The sequence below is a fragment of the Streptomyces sp. NPDC002884 genome (assembly GCF_040295245.1).
In the GTDB taxonomy this organism is placed as follows: Bacteria; Actinomycetota; Actinomycetes; order Streptomycetales; family Streptomycetaceae; genus Streptomyces.
Genome location: NZ_JBEOVB010000001.1, coordinates 749,402 through 769,778 on the forward strand (window position 1 = coordinate 749,402; position 20,377 = coordinate 769,778).

Here is a 20,377-nt window from a genome sequence, read left to right on the forward strand (position 1 = left end):
TCACGCCCTCTGATCACGCCGGCCGGGCTACACCGGCCGGTCCTCCCAGCCGGTCACACCTCCCGGCACACCAACCGGTCACACCGGCCGTCAGCCGAGAGGCTCTCCGCTCTCCGATCTCACCCTCACTCTCAGTCCCGTGTCACCCGCAGCTCCCCGTCCGTCCCGGCGGCCACCGCCAGCGCGCCGTCCCGGTCCGTCCGCAGCACGGTCGCCCCACCCGCGCGGAGCGCCGCGACCGTGCTGGGCGCGGGATGCCCGTACGGGTTGTCCGCGCCGCACGAGATCAGCGCCAGCCGTGGCGCCACGGCGCGTATCAGGTCAGGATCCTGGTAGGCCGAGCCGTGATGGGCCACCTTGAGCACGTCCACCCCACGCACCAGCGGTGCCGCCGACGACCGCAACAGCGCCTGCTGGGCCGGGGGTTCGAGGTCGCCGAGCAACAGCATCCGCAGCCCGGCCACCCGCACGAGCAGCGTCACGCTCGCGTCGTTCGGCCCGTCCGGTCGCGGCGCCGGACTCGGCGGCGGCCACAGCACCTCCCAGTCGAGAGCACCGAGCCGCCGTCGCTCCCCGGCCGCGGCCCGCACCACCGGCACATGTCTCGCCTCCGCCTCCCTCCGTACGAACTCCACCTGGTCCGGGGGCTCCTCGAACCCCGTCGTCTCGATCGCCCCCACCGCCCGGCCCCGCAGCACCCCCGGCAGCCCGGCCACGTGATCGGCGTGGAAGTGGGTCAGCACCACGAGCGGCACCCGGGTGATCCCGAGCTTGCGCAGACACCGGTCGACCAGTGCCGGATCCGGTCCGGCGTCCACCACCACGCCGGCGCCCCCACCCGCCGCCAGGACGGTCGCGTCACCCTGCCCCACGTCGCACATCGCAAGCCGCCAGCCCGGTGGCGGCCAGCCCGTGAGCACCCGGGTCAGCGGCGGCGGTTGCGCCACCGCCAGCAGAAGCAGCGCCCCGCAGACCGCGCACAGCCAGGGGTGCCGCGACAGCCGCCGCCCGAGCAGCAGCACCCCGCCCGTGACCAGGGCGAGCAGCAACGCCCCACCCCAGCTCCCCGGCCAGTCCACTCCCCCGCCGGGCAGCGCCGCCCCGGTCCGCGCGACACCCGCGATCCACCCGGCCGGCCAACTCGCGCACCAGGCCAGCGTCTCGGCCACCGGCATCGCCACGGGAGCGGTCGCCAGCACCGCGAAGCCCAGTACCGTCGCCGGCGCGACCGCGAACTCCACCAGGAGGTTGCAGGGCACCGCCACCAGGCTCACCCGCGCCGACAGCACAGCCACGACCGGCGCGCACAGCGCCTGCGCGGCTCCCGCGGCCGCCAACGCCTCCGCGAGCCGCGGGGGCACCCGGCGCCGTCGCAGCGCGGCACTCCAGCGTGGCGCCAGCGTCAGCAGGGCCCCGGTGGCCAGGACGGACAGCAGGAACCCGTAACTCCGGGCCAGCCACGGGTCGTACAGCACCAACAGGAGCACCGCCGTCGCCAGCGCCGGGATCAGGGACCGACGGCGGCCCGTCGCCAGGGCGAGCAGCACGATCGCTCCGCAGGCCGCGGCGCGCAGCACACTCGGGTCGGGTCGGCACACCACCACGAAGCCGAGCGTGAGCGCTCCACCGAGCAGCGCGGTCGCCCGGAGCGGAATGCCGAGGCGAGGTGCCAGACCCCGGCGCTCGACGTGCTGGGCCAGCCCGGGCGGGCCGAGGAGCAGGACGAGGATGATGGTGAGGTTGCTCCCCGAAACGGCGAGGGTGTGGGCCAGATCCGTCGCTTTGAACGCCTCGTCCAGTTCGGGCGTGATCCGCGAGGTGTCCCCGACGACCAGCCCCGGCAGCAGTGCCCGCGCGTCCGCCGGAAGTCCCTCGGTGGCCTCCCGGAGCCCCGCCCGCAGCCGCCCCGCCCACCGCTGCGCGCCCGACGGTTCCCGCACGACCGACGGCACCGCTCGGCCCCGGACCCTCAGCACGGCCGCGAACCGGTCCCCGCCGGCCAGCGCGGGCACCAGCCGCCCGGTCACCCGCACCCGTGTGGACGGCAACAGCCCCAGCCACGAAGCCCCGGACCGCACTCCGGACCGCGCCCCGAAGCCTTTCGCACCGCCGGACACGGGCCGGCCGGCAGCCTCCTCGGGAGCACCGCCGAAATGCCGAGGCCCCGGTACGCCAAGGCCGGACACCTCGCGGCCGGACATCTCGCGACCGGGCGCCTGATGGTCGGGCGCCCGACGGCCTTCGGGATCAGCCCGTGCTCCACCCCCGCCCCAGCGCGAACCGACGTCCACCAGCACCAGCACCGGGGCCCGCGTCGTCACGGCCGTCCGGGTCGCCCCCTCGACGCTGCGTACCTCGGCGTCGATCAGAACGGAGTCCGAGGTCACATGGTCCCCTCTGACCCGGGGCCGGTTGAGTCGTGGGTCGGAGGTGATCTCGACCTCGGCGGTGACGGTCGCGTACTCCCGCGCCAACTCCGGCACCGGCCCCCGGCGCAGATCGGCCCCGTGCAGCCCGGCCGACGCGGCGGCCGCGCCCACGCAGAGCAACGAGGCGGCGACGGTGACCCGGGGCCACATGCGCCGGCCCGCGACGGACCCCGCACCACGTCCCGCCGCACGCCGCCGCACGATCAGAAGGGCGCCGGCGGCCGGCAGAAAGACGGCCACGATGCCGATCACCCACCCCGCGGACGCGTCCAACGTCAGCGCCGCCGTCGCCCAGGCCGCGAGTGCGGGTGGCACGAGCCGTAGATCGACCGGCCCTTCCTGACGCGGATGGGCGTCACCCAGCCGCTTCCCTGAGGCCGCGTGCACGGGCCGGCGGGCAGGGGACCCGGGCCCCGCCCGCACACCGACGGCCTCGGTCTTCTCGCGCCTCATGGCCGCACGAGATTCCGCAGGTCGGCGAAGCGCCGCTCGCCGATGCCGTTGACCTCACGCAGTTCGTCCACCGACCGGAAACCGCCGTGCTGCGCCCGGTAGTCGATGATGTGCTGCGCCAGCACGGGTCCCACGCCGGGCAACGTGTCGAACTGGTCCACGGTGGCCGTGTTGAGGGAGACGGGGGCCGGGGGCCCGGCTCCCATGCCGGTACCGGTGGAACCCGCCGCCGAGCCCGGTCCCGTCCCGGCGGCCCCGGCCGGCGGGACGGGACCGCCGACGACGACCTGCTCCCCGTCCACGAGGAAACGCGCGCGGTTGAGGCCGTCGGTGTCGGTGCCCGGTCGCACACCACCGGCCGCGCCCAGTGCGTCGACCACCCGTGAACCGGCCGGGAGGCGGTGGATGCCGGGCTTCCTCACCTTGCCGCTGACGTCCACCACGATCTCGGCCCCGGCCGTGCTCCCCGCGCCCGGCGAGCCTGCGGAAGGGACGGGCCCGGCGGCCGGGTTCGGCTCCCCCGCCTCGTAGGGAGCGGCGGCGGCTCGCACCACCTCCGGTGCCCGCACCGGCTGGGCCCGGCCGACCCAGAAGTGCTGCACGGCGAAGGCGGCGGCGACGACGAGCAGCACCGAGAGCGCGAGCACGCTCCTGCGTTCCAGTCCGCACCGCGCCAGCAGCCACACCGGCATCCGCTCTCGCAGGGCAAGCCCCACCCGCTCCTGCCAGGGCCCGGCGACACGAGAACCACTCCCCTTGCGCACCTCGTCGCCGTCAATGCCGATGTCGCCACCGCCACCGCCACCGCCACCAGCATCCACATGGACATGGGCATGGGCATCCGCACCGGCATCGGCGTTGTTCTGCTCACCCTCACCGTCGCTGACCTCCGCCTGCGGCGCACCCTGCGTCTTCAGGGGGCCCGGCGGCCCCATCCCCATCTCCCCTTGCTCCCGGGGCCGTTGGGCGAACAACACCTTCGCCCGACGGCGGTTCTCCTCCGCCGAGGCATGCCGGTGTCCGGTCCGGGCACCGCCCGGCGGACGGGGACGGCGGGAACGGCCGTCGGAGCCGGGGCCCCGACCGGGGCCGCTGGTCGCGTTCGGGCTGCGTGGACGTGATCGAAGTGCCATGCGACGAGGATCGGACACTTCGCCACATCACGATGATCTTGCTGAATTTCCGTGGAAGAACGCCCAGTTGTGGATAACTCCACCACTCACACGAGTGAGCCGGGCCTTCAGCGCGGCGAGACCACGACCCCCAGCAGCCCTGGCCCGGTATGCGCCCCGATCACCGCGCCGACCTCGCTCACATGCAGGTCGGCGAGTCCGGGCACGCGGGACCGCAGACGGTCGGCGAGAGCGGACGCCCGGTCGGGAGCCGCGAGATGGTGGACAGCGATGTCGACGGGCGCGCTGCCCGCCCGGTCGGCCCCGAGTTCCTCCAGGCGCGCGATCGCCTTCGATGCCGTCCGTACCTTCTCCAGGAGGTCGATGCGCCCCCCGTTCAGCTGGAGCAGCGGCTTCACCGCGAGCGCGGAGCCCAACAGGGCCTGGGCGGCGCCGATCCGACCGCCGCGGCGCAGGTAGTCCAGGGTGTCGACGTAGAAGTAGGCGGCGGTGCCGGCGGCCCGTTTCTCCGCCGCGGTGACCGCCTCGTCGACCGTGCCGCCCGCCTCGGCGACCTCGGCCGCCGCGAGCGCGCAGAAGCCGAGCGCCATCGCGACCATGCCGGTGTCCACCACCCGTACCGGCACCGGCGCCTCACGCGCCGCGACGACCGCGGCGTCGTAGGTGCCGGACAGCTCGGCGGAGAGGTGGAGGGAGACGATGCCGGTGGCGCCGGACTCGGCGATCCTGCGATACGTCTCGGCGAAGAGCTGCGGGCTGGGACGCGAGGTGGTGACGGAACGTCGCTTCTGCAGGGCCTGCGCGAGGGAACGGGTCGAGACCTCGGTGCCCTCTTCAAGAGCCTGGTCGCCGAGGACGACGGTCAGGGGCACCGTGGTGATGCCGTGACGCTCCATCGTCCGCTGCGGCAAGTAGGCCGTTGAATCCGTGACGATCGCGACATGGCGGGACATGACCTGGAGGTTACCTGGCGTAGCCCCCGCGCGGCAGCCCGGCCCCTCGCAGCTGGGCCGCCCTTGACCGAATCAAGTACCACGCCCAACGGCACCTGATCCAGGACCGCGTCACATGACGAACCGGGGTCCCGGAGGGCAGGAATCCGGCAGCGGGCTCACGTGGTGCTCTCGGGGCGCGGCTTCTTCTGCCAGGGGTAGGCGGGGCGCGGTCCCGGCGGGGTGATGGCGGGCCGGGTCGGTTCCTGCGCGGTACGCGCGCCGGGTGTCTCCGGCCAGGTCTGTCCTGCCGCCGCGCCGTCGGCGGCCGGTGCCTCGGGCCAGGGGGGCGGCGGTGTCTGTGCGGAGGAGTCCGACGTGGTCCAGTGCCGCAGAGCACCGGCCTCGACGTCGATCTGGGTGCTGAGGGAGTCGAGGTCGTCGTCCGCGAAGCGGCGGGCGCGGTCTCGGGCCGCCCAGCGCAGCGAGTCCGCCGATCCCACGATGCGCTCGGTACGCTCCCGCAGCGAAGGCAGCCGCGCGGCGAGCGTCGCCCGGTCCGGTTCGGATTCCAGGCGTTTGAGCTCGCCGTCCAGTTCGTGGCCGTGCGCGCTGAGCCGTTGGAACAGGGCGAGGGACTCCTTGAGGGACTCGTCCTCGCCGACGCCCGCGTACAGCGCGTCCTGGGTGGCCCGCATCGACGTGCGCAGCTTGAGCCTCAACTGGGCGATCTCGCCGGCCGGGCCGAACTGGGCGAAGGACTTGGCCCGCAGTGTGTGGTCCTCGACCGTGCGGCGGGCCTGGTCGATGGTGCGGTCGACGCCCCGCTTGGCGGCGCCGATCACCTTCACCGTGGCGTAGGCGCCGAGCACCAGGAAAAGCACGAAGAGCAGGGCGACGACTGCGATCACTGCTTCCACGAGCTCCTCCTCCGGCCTTTCACGACACATCCGGCGCCGCGCGGGGCACGCCGTACTTCAAACGGTAAACGAGAAGGGCAGGCTCGGAGTTCCAGAAGAACCCCGAACCTGCCCGTAGGGGACTACCCGGAGCCGCACCCACCGGCCCGCGGCACCCGACCCGGCCGCGCGCGGCACCCGGTCGCGCGCACCACCCGGTCATGATCGTCCGTAGGACCCGCTGATGCGTACCGCCCCGTCACGCTCACGCTCATGCTCACGCCGGAACGATGTTCACCAGCTTCGGCGCCCGCACGATGACCTTGCGGATCCCGGCCCCGCCCAGCGCCTTGACGACCCCCTCGTCGGCCAGCGCCACCTTCTCCAGCTCCTCGTCGGAGATCGCCGGGGACACCTCCAGGCGCGCCTTGACCTTGCCCTTGATCTGCACGACGCAGGTCACGCTCTCGTCCACGACGTACGCCGGGTCGGCGACCGGCAGGTCCTGGTGGACGACCGAGTCGGTGTGGCCCAGCCGGCGCCACAGCTCCTCGGCGACGTGCGGGGCCAGCGGGGCGACCAGCAGCACCAGGGGCTCGGCGACGGAACGCGACACCGCGCCGCCCGCCTTGGTCAGGTGGTTGTTCAGCTCGGTGATCTTGGCGATGGCGGTGTTGAAGCGCAGGCCCTCCAGGTCCTGGCGCACTCCGTCGATCGCCTTGTGCAGGGCCCGCAGGGTGTCCTCATCGGGCTCGGCCTCGACGACGCTCAGCTCGCCGGTGGTCTCGTCGACGACGTTGCGCCACAGCCGCTGCAGCAGGCGGTACTGGCCCACCACCGCGCGCGTGTCCCACGGGCGCGACACGTCCAGCGGGCCCATCGCCATCTCGTACAGGCGCAGGGTGTCGGCGCCGTACTCGGCGCAGATCTCGTCCGGAGTGACCGCGTTCTTCAGGGACTTGCCCATCTTGCCCAGCAGGCGGCTGACCTTCTCGCCCTGGTGGAAGTACGCGCCGTCGCGCTCCTCCACCTCGGCGGCCGGCACCGGGAAGCCGCGGCTGTCACGGTAGACGTAGGCCTGGATCATGCCCTGGTTGAACAGCTTGTGGAACGGCTCCGCGGAGGAGACGTGCCCCAGGTCGAACAGGACCTTGGACCAGAAGCGGGCGTACAGCAGGTGCAGTACGGCGTGCTCGGCACCGCCGACGTACAGGTCGACACCGCCGTGGGGCTGGCCCTCGCGCGGGCCCATCCAGTACTGCTCGATCTCCGGGTCGACCAGCTTCTCGCTGTTGTGCGGGTCCAGGTAGCGCAGCTCGTACCAGCAGGAACCGGCCCAGTTCGGCATGGTGTTGGTCTCGCGGCGGTACTTGCGCGGGCCGTTGCCGTCGCCCAGGTCCAGGGTGACGTTCACCCAGTCCTCGTTGCGCGACAGCGGCGTCTCCGGGGAGGTGTCCGCGTCGTCCGGGTCGAAGGTGCGCGGCGAGTAGTCCTCGACCTCCGGCAGCTCCAGCGGCAGCATCGACTCGGGCAGCGAGTGGGCGACGCCGTCCTCGTCGTAGACGATCGGGAAGGGCTCGCCCCAGTAGCGCTGCCGGCTGAACAGCCAGTCGCGCAGGCGGAAGTTGACGGTGCCCTTGCCGATGCTCTTGCGCGCCAGCCACTCGGTGATGCGCGCCTTGGCCTCGACGACGCCCAGGCCGTCCAGCGAGATGTCGTCGTTGGAGGAGCCGATGATCTTCGCGTCGTACGACCCGAAGGCGTTCTCCCACGTCGACGTGTCGGTGCCGCGGCCGTCGGTCGGCTCGACGATGCAGCGGATCGGCAGTTCGAAGGCGCGCGCGAACTCGAAGTCGCGCTGGTCGCCCGCCGGGACGGCCATGATCGCGCCGGTGCCGTAGCCCATCAGCACGTAGTCGGCGATGAAGACGGGGACCTGCTCGCCGTTGGCCGGGTTGGTCGCGTACACGCCGGTGAAGACGCCGGTCTTGTCCTTGGCCTCGGCCTGGCGCTCGACGTCGGACTTCGACGCGGCCTGCGCCCGGTATGCGGCGACTGCCTCGGCCGGGCTCGCGTGGCCGCCGGTCCAGACGTCGTGCGTGCCCTCGGGCCAGGTGTCCGGGGTGAACTTGTCGACCAGCGGGTGCTCGGGCGCCAGGACCATGTAGGTCGCCCCGAACAGGGTGTCCGGGCGCGTGGTGAAGACCGTGATGCGCTCGCCGTCGACGGGGAAGTCGACGCGGGCGCCCTCGGAGCGGCCGATCCAGTTGCGCTGCTGGAGCTTGATCGCCTCGGGCCAGTCCAGCGCGTCCAGGTCGTCCAGCAGCCGGTCCGCGTAGGCGGTGATGCGCATGTTCCACTGGCGCAGCTTGGCCTTGAAGACGGGGAAGTTGCCGCGCTCGGAACGGCCGTCGGCGGTGACCTCCTCGTTGGCCAGCACGGTGCCCAGACCGGGGCACCAGTTGACCGGGGCCTCGGAGGCGTAGGCCAGGCGGTACTCGCTCAGGACGTCGGCGCGCTCGGCGGCGGTCAGCTCGTTCCACGCGCGCGTGGCGCCCGGTACACCGCGCTCACCGGACTCGAACTGGGCGATCAGCTCGGTGATCGGACGGGCCTTGTCCGCCTCGTCGTCGTACCAGGAGTTGAAGATCTGCAGGAAGATCCACTGGGTCCACTTGTAGTAGTCCGGGTCGATCGTGGCGAACGACCGGCGCCTGTCGTGGCCCAGGCCCAGCCGGCGCAGCTGGGACTTCATGTTGTTGATGGCCGCTTCGGTGGTGATCCGAGGGTGCTCGCCCGTCTGCACGGCGTGCTGCTCGGCGGGCAGGCCGAAGGCGTCGAAGCCCAGGGTGTGCAGGACGTTGTGCCCGGTCATGCGCTGGAAGCGCGCGAAGACGTCGGTCGCGATGTAGCCCAGGGGGTGGCCGACGTGCAGGCCCGCACCGGAGGGGTACGGGAACATGTCCATGATGAACTTCTTGGGCCGGGCCACCAGCTCGGGGTCACCGGCCAGGTCGCCCTTCGGGTTCGGTGCGGCGTACGTACCCTCGGCGTCCCAGAAGTCCTGCCAGCGTGCTTCGATCTCGGCGGCCATGGCAGCCGTGTAGCGGTGCGGCGCTGCCTCCGCCGGTGCAGCGGCGGCAGCGGGGTTCGTCTCGCTCATGGTCCTCAAAGCTCCATCGATCGTCTCTGCCAGCGGGTTGTCGTCCAGGAAACGAAAAATCCCCTCGCACAGGAGGGGACGCCGCGCCGATTCCGAACCGTCCGATCACCGGCGGTCGGGACTGATCAGCGCGGCTCGCTAAGCAGAAGGCGTACAGCACGCATGGCGTTAGGGTACCGCAGGCCTTGAGCAAGCCGCGACGCTCGTACGTATGCATGGTCGCGACAACGTTGCTGCGACCACAATGGCGAGGCCGGAACTGAACCAAGATCAAGGGTTACTTCGCGTAACAGTAGCTAAGGGACATCACAACAGCCACATTGTCGTTTGATAACAGCGCAATAACTCAAACCTCGTACCCATCGGTATGGAGCCACTTAGAGTTCGGCAGCGGGACCGCTTTCCCGAAACTGCTCGGAGTTGCCCCCATGAACCCTCGTCCTAGTAACAGCTCGCTCCCCAAGCCCGGTCGGTCGGCCTATGGGGTGGCGACGGCTGTCGTCCTGGTCCTCATACCCGTGGTCGTCCTGGTCGGCGGCGACCAGTTCCAGGCGTTCCTCAACTTCGGTGCGGGCGTGCTGTCACTGGTATGCCTCACCTGCTCGGTCATCTGGGGTCTCGTCGCCCAGGACCGGCTCATCCTCAACACGCGTCAGCGGATCATCGCGCAGGGCATCCACCGGGTGACCGCCGTGGGCTCGATCGCGTTCCTCGTCGTGCACATCTCCGTCAAACTGATACTGCAGCACACCGTCCTGATCGCCGCGCTGATCCCGTTCAGCCTGGGCATCAAGGGCAGCGCCGGGCTCATCGGCCTCGGCTCCCTGGCCGCCCTGCTCATGATCTTCGTCGGCATCACCGGCGCGCTGCGCAACCGGTTCTCCGCACCCGCCGAGGTGGCCGCCCGCTGGCGCGCGATGCACATGCTGGCCTACCCGGCGCTGTGCGCGGCCCTGATCCACGGCCTGTTCGCGGGGCGCGCCGCCAAGCCGTTCTTCATGGTCTCGTACGAGCTGTGCCTGGCCGGGGTCATGGCCGCCCTCGCGCTGCGCGCCGCCCCGCGCCCGTTCAAGCGCAAGGTCGCCGACCGGATCGCCACGGTCCTGGGCACCCAGGACCGCTCCGCGATGGACGGCCTGGACGCGTCACGCGCGCGTGTGGGAGAGACCGGATCGTCCGCGCTGCCCGGCTACGAGGGCCGCTCGGGCCGCTCGCCGCTGACCGACACGATGAGCTCCACCCGGATGTCCCCGCCGTCGTCGCCGCTGTACGACACTCCCGCGCCCGCCGCCCAGGAGCCCGCGAACGGCTTCGCGGCCGCCTATCGCGCCGTCAACACACCGCAGCGCGGCCAGCAGCAGCCCTACGCGGCCGACCAGACGGCGCGGATGAACGTGCCGTTCGACATCCAGGCCACCGAGGCGATCCCCCGGGTCGACACCGGCGGCAGCACCTCGGGCAGCTGGCCGGTCCCGTCCCCGCCGCCGGTCGGCGAGGCTCCCCCGTCGGCCTACGACCCGCTCCAGGACACGGGATTCAACATCCCCGTCTATGACAATTCGGGCACCGCCGGGTACGGCGGACGTGACGTGTACGACACCGGTGAGACGAACCCCGCCTACGGGACGTACAACCAGAACGACACGTACAACAGCGGTCCCGCCAATGAACCATCACCTGGCTCGTCGTTCGACGCACCGGGTTCGGGCGAACCTTGGAACACGCCTTCCGGAGGCTATAGGTGAACGAGGCCCTGCCCGACGTCCCAGAAGTCCGCGTGGTCGGGCTTCCACAGCTCACGTCGGGCTTCGACCTTGTCGAGAGACTCGATCTGCCCATGCACCTCAAGGTGCACGGGCCGCTCGAACCCCTGGGCGGAGAGGCCCTCGCGAAGCTCTCCGAGAACATCAACCTGAAGGGCCGCGGCGGCGCGGGCTTCCCCTTCCACAAGAAGCTGCGCTCGGTCGCCGAGGCGGCGATCAAGCGCGGCGTACGGCCGGTCGTCGTCGTCAACGGCAGCGAGGACGAACCGGCCTGCCGCAAGGACACGGTGCTCATCAACCGTGCCCCGCACCTCATCCTGGACGGCGCGCTGCTGGTCGCGGAGGCGCTGGGTGCCCGCACGCTCGTGGTGGGGGTCACCCGCGAATCCACTCAGCGCTCCATGGAGGCCGCGCTCGCCGAGCGCGGCCTCAGCAACGGCCGCAGATCGGCGCTGAAGGCGTTCGTCCAGCGCAACCCGATCCGCATGGTCACCGGCGCCGCCGCGTCACTGGTCCGCTCCATCGACGGCGGCCCGCCGATCCCGCCCGGCCGCAAGATCAGCGCCTCGCAGAACGGCGTCGGCGGCGCACCGACCCTGCTCTCCAACGCCGAGACGTTCGCCCAGCTCGCCATCGCCGCCCGCATCGGCCCGGAGCGCTACGGCAACACCGGCCTGTACGACGAGCCGGGCACCGTCATGCTGACGGTCTCCGGCGCGGTCGCCCGCCCGATGGTGATCGAGGTTCCCACGGGCGTGCCGCTGCGCTACGTCCTCCAGCTCGCCGGTGCCCCGCCGGTGCCCCAGGGCGTGCTGACCGGCGGCTACCACGGCAAGTGGATCGACGCGGCGACCGTCAACGAGGCGATCGTCTCCCGCAACTCCCTCGACGCGGTGGGCGGGGCGCTCGGCGCCGGCGCGATCCTGCCGATCAGCCAGGAGACCTGCCCGCTGGGCGAGTCGCTGCGCGTGGCCCAGTGGCTGGCCGACGAGAGCGCGGGACAGTGCGGTCCCTGCTACCTCGGCCTGCCGGCCGCCGCGCGCGGCATGGAGGACATCATCAACGGCGGCGGCCCGGCCGCGCTGGAAGCGCTCAAGCAGGTCGCCAAGAACGTCAAGCGGCGTGGTGCGTGCTCGCACCCGGACGGCTCCGCGATGTTCCTGGAGTCGACCATCAAGGCGTTCACCGACGACCTGGCCGCCCATGTCCTCGGCAACGGCTGCGGACGCCCCGTGGAGGGCGTTCTGCCGCTCTTCGAGGCCGGCATGGCCCCGGCGGCCATCACGAGCGGCATCCCGCCGGAGGAGAGCGGCTCGAGCCGCCAGAAGATCTTCGTCGACTGGACGCTGTGCCGCGGCCACGGCCTGTGCGCCGACATCCTCCCCGAGGTCTTCCAACTGGGCGCCGACGGCTTCCCGACGGTGGCACAGGCGAAGGTGCCGCAGAACGCGGAGGCGAAGGCGCTGCGAGCGGTACGCCGCTGCCCGGCCCTCGCCCTGCGCGTCGAGGAGGACACGCGCCCGCAGGCACCCGCCCGCAACCTCCCGGTCCTCTCCCAGGGCCGCGGCCGCCGCGCCCTCGGCCGCTAGGGCGCCGCACCGGCGACAGACCGGCAGACCGGGGCCGACAGGCCGGACCGACGGCTCGGGGCCGCCTGTTCTCAGGCGGCCCCGAGCCGTCGGTCCTGACGGAATGTCCGAAGAGGGAACGCCGGAACGCATCCGAACGCAAAAAGATCTCGCCGGATCGAATCCGATCCGGCGAGATCTGCTGTGGAGCTAAGGAGAATTGAACTCCTGACCTCCTGCATGCCATGCAGGCGCTCTACCAACTGAGCTATAGCCCCTCGCGGCCGAGCAGCGAAGCCGCTTCCTGACCGTGCCGCCCGGTTTCCCCGGCGGCGACGCCAACATTACCGGCCCGGGGCGTGGACCACCAAATCGTTTCCGCCCTGTCCGGTTTCGACCGTTGTGCGGGTCAAGCGGTGACGAACGAGTAGAACCGCTTGAGCGTGCAGTGCTCCTCGAGGAGCCGCCCGTAGATCGGCTCGCCCTCCAGCTCCCGGTACGTCTCGATCGGGTCGCCTTTTATGATCAGCGCCCGCGCGCATTCCTCGCACCAGTACTGGTAGTCGGGGTTGACCGGCTCCATGTCGCGGACGATCGGAGTGCCGCTGCCGCACCAGTCGCACTTTCGCCTGTGTGCACCCATCGATCAGCTCCAGCTGTGGCCGCAGGCCGTGCACACGTAGGAAATCCCGCCGTTGTCACCGAGAACCTGGGCCACATGACCGGAACCACAGGAGGGGCAGCTGAGCCGGGTGGCCTTGTCCGGTGTCACCGCCGCTTCGGAGAGGTCACCGACCTCTCCGAGGATGCTCGCAGGCATCGCTACTCCCTCCCGTCGGGCCGCGCTCCCTTCCGGCCGTTTGATTCTGCCACGGCCGGGCCAATACGGTCAGCGACGCCTCAGTACCAGTCCGGACACGGCACCCAGGACAGCTGTCGTAGCGAGCGCGAACATGCATGTGAGAAGCGCTTCCGAAGAGGTATACGCCTCTGGGCCCCCATGTGACTCAAGCCGGTGGAAGAACAGTGTGCCGAAGGCCGCGACGCCGATCAGCTGCCCGAGCTGGGTCACCGTGGCGAGCAGTCCGCTGGCGTCCGCCGCGTCCTCGGGCCGCACCGCCGCCAGCGCCCCGGTGAGCGTAGGGCTGAAGGCGAGGGCGAGCCCCACGCCCACACCGGCGTACGCCGGGTACAGCCAGGCACCGCCGTGGTCGCCGCCCCGGAAGGCCAGCCCCACTCCCAGCACGGACAGTGCGGTGAGCGTGAACCCCGCCGGGGCCAGGGAGCGTTGCCAGGAGGCGGGCCACCTGCGCCAGGTCAGTCCGACCACTCCGAAGACCACCGCGGTCGGCGCGAAGGTGAGGCCGGCGCGCAGCGCGCTGTAGCCGAGGCCGCCCTGGACGTGCAGGGTCAGCACGAACAGGAAGCCCCCGTTGACCGCCATGACGGCCAGGACGCGCAGGACGGCGAGACCCATCCCGGGGTGACGCAGGACACGGGGCGCGATCAGCGGGGCGCCGCCCCGACGGGCGAGCCGGGCCTCGTAGCCGCGGAACAGCACCAGCACGAGAGCCCCGACGGCCAGCGACAGCCAGGACCACAGCGGCCAGTCCTTCTCCTGTCCGAGCACGAGCGGCACCGTGATCAGCGAGACGGCGGCGCCCAGAAGCACGAGACCGGGCCAGTCCATCCCGCGCGCCCCCTCCCGCGCTCTCGCGCCCGCCGCTGCCCGTCCCACTCCCCCACCACGGGGCAGGACCCGCCTGCCGACGATCAGCAGGACCAGGCCCACCGGCACGTTCACGAGGAACACCGGCCGCCAGCCGGTGCCCAGCAGGTCGGCGGCGACCAGGACGCCGCCCACCACCTGTCCGGCCGCCGCGCCGACGGCGAGGACCGCCGAGTAGGCGCCCAGCGCCCGCACCCGGGCCTCGCCGGTGAACGTGCGCTGGATCAGGCTGAGCACCTGCGGGATCATCACCGCCGACCCGGCGCCCTGCACCAGTCGGAACACGATCAGTTCGGTACTGCCCTGAGCCAGCCCGCAGGCCAGCGAGGCGGTCGTGAACAGAGCGAGCCCGACGAGGTGGACGCGGCCGTGCCCGAACCGGTCGCCGAGGCGCGCGCCGGTGATCAGCAGCACCGAGTAGGTGATGGCGTAGCCGGCGACGACCAGTTGGAGGTCCGCGCCGGACGCGTTCAGGTCGGAACCGATCGTGGGGGCCGCGACGTTCACGATGAAGACGTCGAGCAGTGCCATGAACTGGGCCGCGAGCACGACCGCCAGCAACCGCCGGGGCCGATTGTCAGTGCCAGGGTCTTTACTGGCGGCAGGACTTGAAGCGGGTGGAACGGGCGCGGGGACCGGGCTCGTCCGGGGTGTCGTCGTCATGCCGTAGAGCGTGACGAGGATCCGGTACGGGTGCCGAGAGCCCGCTGATGCTGGTACTGACGGCACCTGGCAGGGGACGGGCGGGGGATCGACCATGGGGGACGTGACGACGGTGACACGAACAGGCACGGAGACAAGGACGGCGACAGGGAACGAGCCGGGACCGGCGCCGCGACCCGCGCCGGGGTCGCCGCATCGGCGCCGCCCCGAACTGGCCTCGTTCCTGCGCAGCAGGCGGGCCCGGGTGACACCGGGTGACGTCGGCATGCCACCCGGGCTGCGGCGCCGCACACCGGGACTGCGGCGCGAGGAGGTCGCGCAGCTCTCGGGCGTGGGCGTGACCTGGTACACCTGGCTGGAGCAGGGCCGCCCGATCAACGCCTCCGCGCAGGTCCTGGACGCCGTGGCGCGCACGCTGCGGCTCGATCCGCCGGAGCGGGAGCATCTGTACCACCTGGCGGAGGTGCCCTACGCGCCCGTGCCGGAAGCCCTGGTGCAGAGCGTGGGCCCGGAGATCCAGGGCATCATCGACGCCCTGGCGCCCCGGCCGGCGGTGGTCTACAACTCCCGCTACGACATCCTGGCCGCCAACCCCGTCTATCGCGACCTGTTCATCATTCCGGTGGACGCCTGCGCGCCGGGGCCGGACAACGCGCTGTGGCGGCTGTTCACGGTCCGGGAGCAGGACTGCCCACTGCTCTTCCGGGACAAGGAGCTGCCGGTGATGGTGGCGACCCTGCGGGCGGCGTACGGGCTGCATGCCGGTGAGCCCGGGTGGGAGGACTTCATACGCCGGCTGTCGCGGGCGAGCCCGCTGTTCACGCGGCTGTGGGAGTCCGGTGACGTGGCGGAGCCCGGCCGCCGGGTGAAGGTCTTCCGGCACGAGGCGGTGGGCGAGCTGCGGATGACGTCGATGTCACTGTCGATCAACGGGATGCCCGAGTGCCGGATCGTCGTCTACACCCCGGACGACGAGGAGACGGCGCGCCGCACGGCCGTGCTGCGGAACGGAGCGACAAAAAATCCCGCCCCCCGATGAGGGGGACGGGATCTTCGTGAACAGATCTCGACCGATCGCTACCGATCTTTGACAACTCAACAGAGTGTCGACCGACAGACCAGGTGATCCGTGGAGCTAAGGAGAATTGAACTCCTGACCTCCTGCATGCCATGCAGGCGCTCTACCAACTGAGCTATAGCCCCTTGTGTTCTCCCCGCTCGGCGGGCGAACAAGAAGAACTTTAGCCTGCGACCTGCCGGAAAGTGAAATCCGGGTCCCGGCGGCCGCACGGCCCTCAGTCGTCGTCGCCGAGCACCGGCTCGGGCAGGGTGCCGGCGTTGTGCTCGAGCAGGCGCCAGCCCCGAGCGCCCTCACCGAGGACGGACCAGCAGCAGTTGGAGAGACCGCCGAGAGCCTCCCAGTGGTGGGCGTCCAGGCCGAGGAGACGGCCGATCGTGGTGCGGATGGTGCCGCCGTGACTGACGACGACGAGCGTGCCGTCCTCGGGCAGCTTCTCGGCGTGCCGCAGCACCACGGGAGCCGCGCGGTCGGCGACCTCGGACTCCAGTTCGCCGCCGCCCCGGCGGACCGGCTCACCGCGCTTCCACGCCGTGTACTCGGCACCGTGGGCGGCGATGATCTCGTCGTGCGTCAGCCCCTGCCAGAGGCCCGCGTACGTCTCGCGCAGGGCCTCGTCGTGGGTCACCTCGAGGCCGGTGAGGGCGACGAGCTCGGCGGCCGTGTTCGCGGCCCGCGACAGATCCGAGGAGACGATCGCGTCGGGCCGGAGCGAGGCGAGCAGCCGGGCCGCGCGGCGGGCCTGGGCCACGCCGGTCTCGGTCAGCTCCACGTCCGTCGTGCCCTGGAAGCGGCGCTCCACGTTCCAGGCGGTCTGGCCGTGCCGCCACAGGATGACGCGGCGGCCACGGCCCGGCCGCCGGTCGGCGGCCGGCTCGGGGGCGCTCACCGCAGGTCCCCGAAACCGGCGGTGTCGTCCTCCTCGGCCTCGGCCTGCAGCTTGGCGTGCTCCTGGGCCTTGCCGCGGGTCGCCTTGGCGTCGGCGGGCAGCTCGAGCTCGGGGCAGTCCTTCCACAGCCGCTCCAGAGCGTAGAAGACGCGCTCCTCGCTGTGCTGGACGTGGACGACGATGTCGACGTAGTCGAGCAGGATCCAGCGGGCGTCGCGGTCACCCTCCCGACGTACGGGCTTGGCGCCGAGCTCCTTCTGGAGGCGCTCCTCGATCTCGTCGACGATCGACTTGACCTGGCGGTCGTTGGGCGCGGAGGCCAGCAGGAAGGCGTCCGTGATCGACAGCACGTCGCTGACGTCGTACGCGATGATGTCGTGCGCGAGCTTGTCGGCAGCCGCCTGGGCGGCGGACTGGATGAGCTCGATGGAGCGGTCGGTGGCGGTCACTACGTGGCTTTCCGTCGGCGGACACTTGTCCCCAAGGGTCTCACGGTCCGCCGACGGCACCCCACGTGATGAGGGGATCACCCGCGCGGGGGCCGTTTCCGTCCGGCCCCCGCGAGTGATCTCAGTCGGCCGACCCGGCCGCGGAGGGCTTGTAGTCCTCGCCCAGGACTACCGCGACGTCCGCGTTCGCGGAGACCGTGCCCTTCTTCACCGCGTCGGCGTCCAGGCCCAGGGTCTTGGCGACCTCAGTGGCGTTCTCCTTGCCGGCGGGGTCCGCGTAGAGCACCCGGGAGGCGGCCTTCGTGCTCGACGGGGTGCCGGCCTCCAGGAAGGTGAAGCCGCCGTTGAGGAGGACCACGCGCGCGTCCTCGGTGTATGCCTTGGTGCCGCTCGCGTTCTGGACGGAGACGCTGACGGCCGCGTCCTTGTCGGGGCTCTTCGCGGCGCCGCCGAGGACGTCCTTGACGACGCTCGCGCTGGCCTCCGCGTTGAGGGTGCCGTCGTTCTGCACGGGCAGCAGCGCGGTCTTGTAGTCGCCGCCCTTGGCGAGATCCGCGAGCTTGGCCAGGAAGGCGCCGAGGTCCTTGTCGGTCAGCGAGGGGTCGAGGATCTGCGCCAGGGTCTGGACGGTGACGGTGGCGCCCTGCGCGTCCGACGACACCTTGCGCAGCACTCCCTGCATGACCTGGCCGAACCGCTGCAGTTGGGCGTTCTGGGCCTCGCCCGTGGCGCGGTAGGTGGCGTACGCGACGGCCATCTTGCCGCTGAGGGTCTGTCCCTCGCCCTTGCCGACGAGCGGTGCCGTGCCCTTCTTGGCGGCCGGGTCGGGCACCGCGGTGTCGGTGTCGACGTCGATGTTGCCGACGAGGTCGACGAGGTTCTGGAGGTAGGGCGTGTCGAGCCGCCAGGTGCCCTCGATGTCGGTGCCGAGGACGGTGTCGAGGGCGTCGCGCGTACCGGCCGAGCCGTCGTCGTCGACGGACTTGGCGAGGGTCGTCGTGGTGCCGTCCTCGTCGGTGACGACGAGGGAGTTGGGCAGCAGGACCGTGGCGGCCTGCTTGGTGGTCGTGTTGTCGACGAGCAGCACCGTGGACGTGCCGCCACCGGAGGTGTTGTGGAGGTGGACGACGACGACGTCACGTTTCTGCGCGGCGGTGGCGGTCGTGGCGCCGGTGCCGGAGTCCGGGGACGACGACAGGCCGGGCAGCTTCCCGGCGTACCAGAGGTAGCCCACTCCCCCGGCCGCGACCAGCGCGAGGACCACGGCGAGGGCGACGAGGCGGCTGCGCGCGCGGCGCTTGATCTCCTCACGGCGCTCGGTGCGGTTCTCGGTGAAGTTCAGCCAGTCGATGACGTCCTCGGAGTCGCCGTCGGGCTCCTCCACGAACGCGAACTGCTCCGTCTCGTAGTCCTGTCGGGGTCGCCCGGGCGCTTCGGACGCACCGCGCCCGTCCGCCGCGGCACCGGGCCGCCCGTCGACGTCGACGCCGGTGTCGGCCGCTGTCTCCGCCCCGGTCTCGACCGGACCGCTCTGCTGCGGGATGTACGCGGTCTGCTCGGCGGCGCGGGGCTGTTCGACCCGCGGCCGCTGCCCGCCGGCGGTCTGCCCGTAGGGGTCGTACGGGGCCTGGGTCGCGGTGCCGTAGGGGTCGTAGCCGACGGACTCCTGGCGGCCGGTGTCGTACGGGTCGTAGGCGGGCGTGGGCGGCTGCTGACCGGTGTCGTACGGGTCGTAGGCAGGCGTCTGCCGCCCGCCCGTGTCGTAGGGGTCGTAGCCGTACCCCTGCTGCCCCTGGGACTGGTGCGTCTGCTGCCCCTGCTGCCCGTACGGGTCGTAGGGCTGCTGCGGCACCTGCTGCGACGGGACCTGTCGGTAGACGGGCTGCCCGAACTCGTCGTAGCCGACGAGCTCGTACTGGTCGCCCCCGTACCCCGCGTCGTATCGGTCGTTCACCGGTACCCCTCTCGGCTCACTCGCCGCGGTACAGCTCGCGCTTGGTGATGTAGCGCACGACTCCGTCAGGCACCAGATACCAGACGGGGTCGCCCTTGGCGACTCTCGCGCGGCAGTCTGTGGAGGAGATGGCGAGCGCGGGAACCTCGACGAGCGAGACCCCGCCTTCGGGCAGACCGGGGTCCGTGAGGTTGTGTCCCGGCCGGGTGACGCCGATGAAGTGCGCGAGGGAGAACAGCTCCTCGCTGTCCCGCCAGGTCAGGATCTGGCCCAGGGCGTCGGCGCCGGTGATGAAGAAGAGGTCGGTCTCGAGGTTGAGCGCCCGGAGATCGCGCAGCGTGTCCACGGTGTACGTGGGGCCACCGCGGTCGATGTCGATACGGCTCACCGAGAACTGCGGGTTCTCGGCGGTCGCGATGACCGTCATCAGGTAGCGGTCCTCGGCCGGGGAGACACTGCGGTGGGTCTTCTGCCACGGCTGGCCGGTCGGGACGAACACGACCTCGTCCAGGTGGAACTGCGCGGCGACCTCACTGGCCGCCACGAGGTGTCCGTGGTGGATCGGATCGAACGTCCCGCCCATGACGCCGAGGCGGCGCTTGCCCGGGTTCGACGGGCCGGTAGGCATGTCCTGCTCTCCCATGCGTGCAGACCCTACCGGCCCGGTCCCGGGGCCCCGGCCGGCGGATGCCCGGAGCGCCCCGCTATGCCGGACTGCCCGTCGTTGAACACGTCGTGTCTCAGCGGTCGCGGTTGAAGCGGGTGGTGATCCACAGCAGGAGCAGCAGGATGAGGAAAGCGCTGCCGCCGGTGACCAGCGGGCTCAAGCTCTCGTGGTTGCCACCGTGTTCCTCGCCCTCGGCGGCGAGGGTGACCAGCTGGGCAGCGGTGCTGTGAAGGCTCATCTTCGGCAGGACCTATCCGATGGTGGTCCCCCCGCTCGAGAGAGTCGAGAGTGGGGGAGGGCGGGATGGAGATGTCGGCCCATCGTAAGCGGGCGGCCCGGCGGCGATCACGCCGACTCCGCCATTGGGAACCTTCCCGACGGCTCAGTCGTCCTTCCGCTTGTAGCCCCGCAGCAGGAACCACGCGGTGAGCACACAGCCCAGGATCATCACGACCAGTACGACGCGGAGCAGATTCCCCGCCCCCTGCTGCTGGGCGGCGCCGGCGGCCTCGGTGAGCCAGGCGGCTGCGGGGTGGTGCTCCATGGGGCGGGACTCCTTCGGTGTAGTGCCCGTCCACGGTAACTCCGCCTAGGCTGAGCTCGGCTTC

At 71.5% G+C, this 20,377-nt stretch carries 17 protein-coding genes and 2 tRNA genes; 3 read left to right on the forward strand and 16 right to left on the reverse strand.

Annotated elements, in window-relative coordinates:
* Window positions 1-131 precede the first annotated feature (131 nt).
* The 5 genes from ABT070_RS03305 to leuS all read right to left on the reverse strand — a co-directional run bounded on the left by ABT070_RS03305 (window position 132) and on the right by leuS (window position 9,009).
* Window positions 132-2,882: a ComEC/Rec2 family competence protein gene (locus ABT070_RS03305; protein ID WP_351753907.1), complete on the reverse strand. Its 2,751-nt coding sequence runs from the start codon at window positions 2,880-2,882 to the stop codon at window positions 132-134.
* Window positions 2,879-4,015 (reverse strand): ComEA family DNA-binding protein, encoded by a 1,137-nt coding sequence (locus ABT070_RS03310; protein WP_351753909.1) that lies wholly within the window; start codon window positions 4,013-4,015, stop codon window positions 2,879-2,881. Before ABT070_RS03310 ends, ABT070_RS03305 begins: the two co-directional genes overlap by 4 nt.
* Window positions 4,016-4,122: 107 nt before the next feature.
* Window positions 4,123-4,968: a DegV family protein gene (locus ABT070_RS03315; protein WP_351753911.1), complete on the reverse strand. Its 846-nt coding sequence runs from the start codon at window positions 4,966-4,968 to the stop codon at window positions 4,123-4,125.
* Between the two features lie 158 nt (window positions 4,969-5,126).
* The gene (locus ABT070_RS03320; protein ID WP_351753914.1) at window positions 5,127-5,867 is read right to left on the reverse strand and encodes a hypothetical protein; all 741 of its coding nucleotides are present in this window, start codon (window positions 5,865-5,867) and stop codon (window positions 5,127-5,129) included.
* 256 nt (window positions 5,868-6,123) lie between these two features.
* Window positions 6,124-9,009, reverse strand: coding sequence for a leucine--tRNA ligase (leuS, locus tag ABT070_RS03325; RefSeq protein ID WP_351753917.1), 2,886 nt, complete (start codon window positions 9,007-9,009; stop codon window positions 6,124-6,126).
* Window positions 9,010-9,437: 428 nt separating this feature from the next.
* Here leuS and ABT070_RS03330 point away from each other — a divergent pair, with 428 nt between their 5' ends.
* Complete coding sequence (locus ABT070_RS03330; protein WP_351753920.1) at window positions 9,438-10,754, forward strand: ferric reductase-like transmembrane domain-containing protein; 1,317 nt, start codon at window positions 9,438-9,440, stop codon at window positions 10,752-10,754.
* Window positions 10,751-12,361, forward strand: coding sequence for an NADH-ubiquinone oxidoreductase-F iron-sulfur binding region domain-containing protein (locus ABT070_RS03335; RefSeq protein WP_351753923.1), 1,611 nt, complete (start codon window positions 10,751-10,753; stop codon window positions 12,359-12,361). The genes ABT070_RS03330 and ABT070_RS03335 overlap by 4 nt, the downstream gene beginning before the upstream one ends.
* Window positions 12,362-12,545: 184 nt before the next feature.
* Here the strand turns inward: ABT070_RS03335 and ABT070_RS03340 are convergent.
* From ABT070_RS03340 to ABT070_RS03355, 4 genes are all read right to left on the reverse strand, one after another.
* A tRNA-Ala gene (locus tag ABT070_RS03340) sits at window positions 12,546-12,618 on the reverse strand.
* A gap of 131 nt (window positions 12,619-12,749) precedes the next feature.
* Window positions 12,750-12,983 carry a hypothetical protein gene (locus tag ABT070_RS03345; RefSeq protein ID WP_003976229.1) on the reverse strand — a complete coding sequence of 78 codons (234 nt, stop codon included), beginning with the start codon at window positions 12,981-12,983 and terminating at the stop codon, window positions 12,750-12,752.
* 3 nt (window positions 12,984-12,986) lie between these two features.
* Entirely contained in the window at window positions 12,987-13,160 is a 174-nt protein-coding gene (locus ABT070_RS03350; RefSeq protein WP_199920286.1) for a hypothetical protein, read from the reverse strand.
* Window positions 13,161-13,229: 69 nt separating this feature from the next.
* Window positions 13,230-14,732: an MFS transporter gene (locus ABT070_RS03355; protein ID WP_451099172.1), complete on the reverse strand. Its 1,503-nt coding sequence runs from the start codon at window positions 14,730-14,732 to the stop codon at window positions 13,230-13,232.
* Between the two features lie 94 nt (window positions 14,733-14,826).
* Between ABT070_RS03355 and ABT070_RS03360 the strand changes: the two genes are divergently transcribed.
* Window positions 14,827-15,771, forward strand: coding sequence for a helix-turn-helix transcriptional regulator (locus ABT070_RS03360; RefSeq protein WP_451099170.1), 945 nt, complete (start codon window positions 14,827-14,829; stop codon window positions 15,769-15,771).
* Between the two features lie 91 nt (window positions 15,772-15,862).
* On the opposite strand, the gene ABT070_RS03365 is transcribed toward ABT070_RS03360, so the two are convergent.
* From ABT070_RS03365 to ABT070_RS03395, 7 genes are all read right to left on the reverse strand, one after another.
* Window positions 15,863-15,935 (reverse strand) — tRNA-Ala (locus ABT070_RS03365).
* Window positions 15,936-16,027: 92 nt separating this feature from the next.
* Window positions 16,028-16,699, reverse strand: a complete 672-nt coding sequence (locus ABT070_RS03370) for a histidine phosphatase family protein (protein WP_351753926.1) — start codon at window positions 16,697-16,699, stop codon at window positions 16,028-16,030.
* On the reverse strand, window positions 16,696-17,148 hold the full coding sequence (rsfS, locus tag ABT070_RS03375) for a ribosome silencing factor (protein ID WP_351753929.1): 453 nt from the start codon (window positions 17,146-17,148) through the stop codon (window positions 16,696-16,698). Before rsfS ends, ABT070_RS03370 begins: the two co-directional genes overlap by 4 nt.
* A gap of 121 nt (window positions 17,149-17,269) precedes the next feature.
* Window positions 17,270-19,102, reverse strand: coding sequence for an LCP family protein (locus ABT070_RS03380; RefSeq protein WP_351753932.1), 1,833 nt, complete (start codon window positions 19,100-19,102; stop codon window positions 17,270-17,272).
* A gap of 16 nt (window positions 19,103-19,118) precedes the next feature.
* Window positions 19,119-19,745 carry a nicotinate-nucleotide adenylyltransferase gene (gene nadD / locus ABT070_RS03385; protein WP_351753934.1) on the reverse strand — a complete coding sequence of 209 codons (627 nt, stop codon included), beginning with the start codon at window positions 19,743-19,745 and terminating at the stop codon, window positions 19,119-19,121.
* Window positions 19,746-19,842: 97 nt separating this feature from the next.
* Window positions 19,843-20,007, reverse strand: coding sequence for a hypothetical protein (locus ABT070_RS03390; RefSeq protein ID WP_310430738.1), 165 nt, complete (start codon window positions 20,005-20,007; stop codon window positions 19,843-19,845).
* Between the two features lie 144 nt (window positions 20,008-20,151).
* Window positions 20,152-20,313 carry a hypothetical protein gene (locus ABT070_RS03395; protein WP_020127786.1) on the reverse strand — a complete coding sequence of 54 codons (162 nt, stop codon included), beginning with the start codon at window positions 20,311-20,313 and terminating at the stop codon, window positions 20,152-20,154.
* Window positions 20,314-20,377: the final 64 nt, after the last annotated feature.

Bases quoted from the DNA above. Each gene is read 5' to 3' on its own strand.
- ABT070_RS03315 (WP_351753911.1), bottom strand. From the start codon at position 4,968: ATGTCCCGCCATGTCGCGATCGTCACGGATTCAACGGCCTACTTGCCG.
- ABT070_RS03390 (WP_310430738.1), bottom strand. From the start codon at position 20,007: ATGAGCCTTCACAGCACCGCTGCCCAGCTGGTCACCCTCGCCGCCGAG.
- ABT070_RS03310 (WP_351753909.1), bottom strand. From the start codon at position 4,015: ATGGCACTTCGATCACGTCCACGCAGCCCGAACGCGACCAGCGGCCCC.
- ABT070_RS03345 (WP_003976229.1), bottom strand. From the start codon at position 12,983: ATGGGTGCACACAGGCGAAAGTGCGACTGGTGCGGCAGCGGCACTCCG.
- nadD (WP_351753934.1), bottom strand. From the start codon at position 19,745: ATGGGAGAGCAGGACATGCCTACCGGCCCGTCGAACCCGGGCAAGCGC.
- leuS (WP_351753917.1), bottom strand. From the start codon at position 9,009: ATGAGCGAGACGAACCCCGCTGCCGCCGCTGCACCGGCGGAGGCAGCG.
- ABT070_RS03305 (WP_351753907.1), bottom strand. From the start codon at position 2,882: ATGAGGCGCGAGAAGACCGAGGCCGTCGGTGTGCGGGCGGGGCCCGGG.
- ABT070_RS03330 (WP_351753920.1), top strand. From the start codon at position 9,438: ATGAACCCTCGTCCTAGTAACAGCTCGCTCCCCAAGCCCGGTCGGTCG.
- ABT070_RS03360 (WP_451099170.1), top strand. From the start codon at position 14,827: ATGGGGGACGTGACGACGGTGACACGAACAGGCACGGAGACAAGGACG.
- ABT070_RS03355 (WP_451099172.1), bottom strand. From the start codon at position 14,732: ATGACGACGACACCCCGGACGAGCCCGGTCCCCGCGCCCGTTCCACCC.
- ABT070_RS03350 (WP_199920286.1), bottom strand. From the start codon at position 13,160: ATGCCTGCGAGCATCCTCGGAGAGGTCGGTGACCTCTCCGAAGCGGCG.
- ABT070_RS03395 (WP_020127786.1), bottom strand. From the start codon at position 20,313: ATGGAGCACCACCCCGCAGCCGCCTGGCTCACCGAGGCCGCCGGCGCC.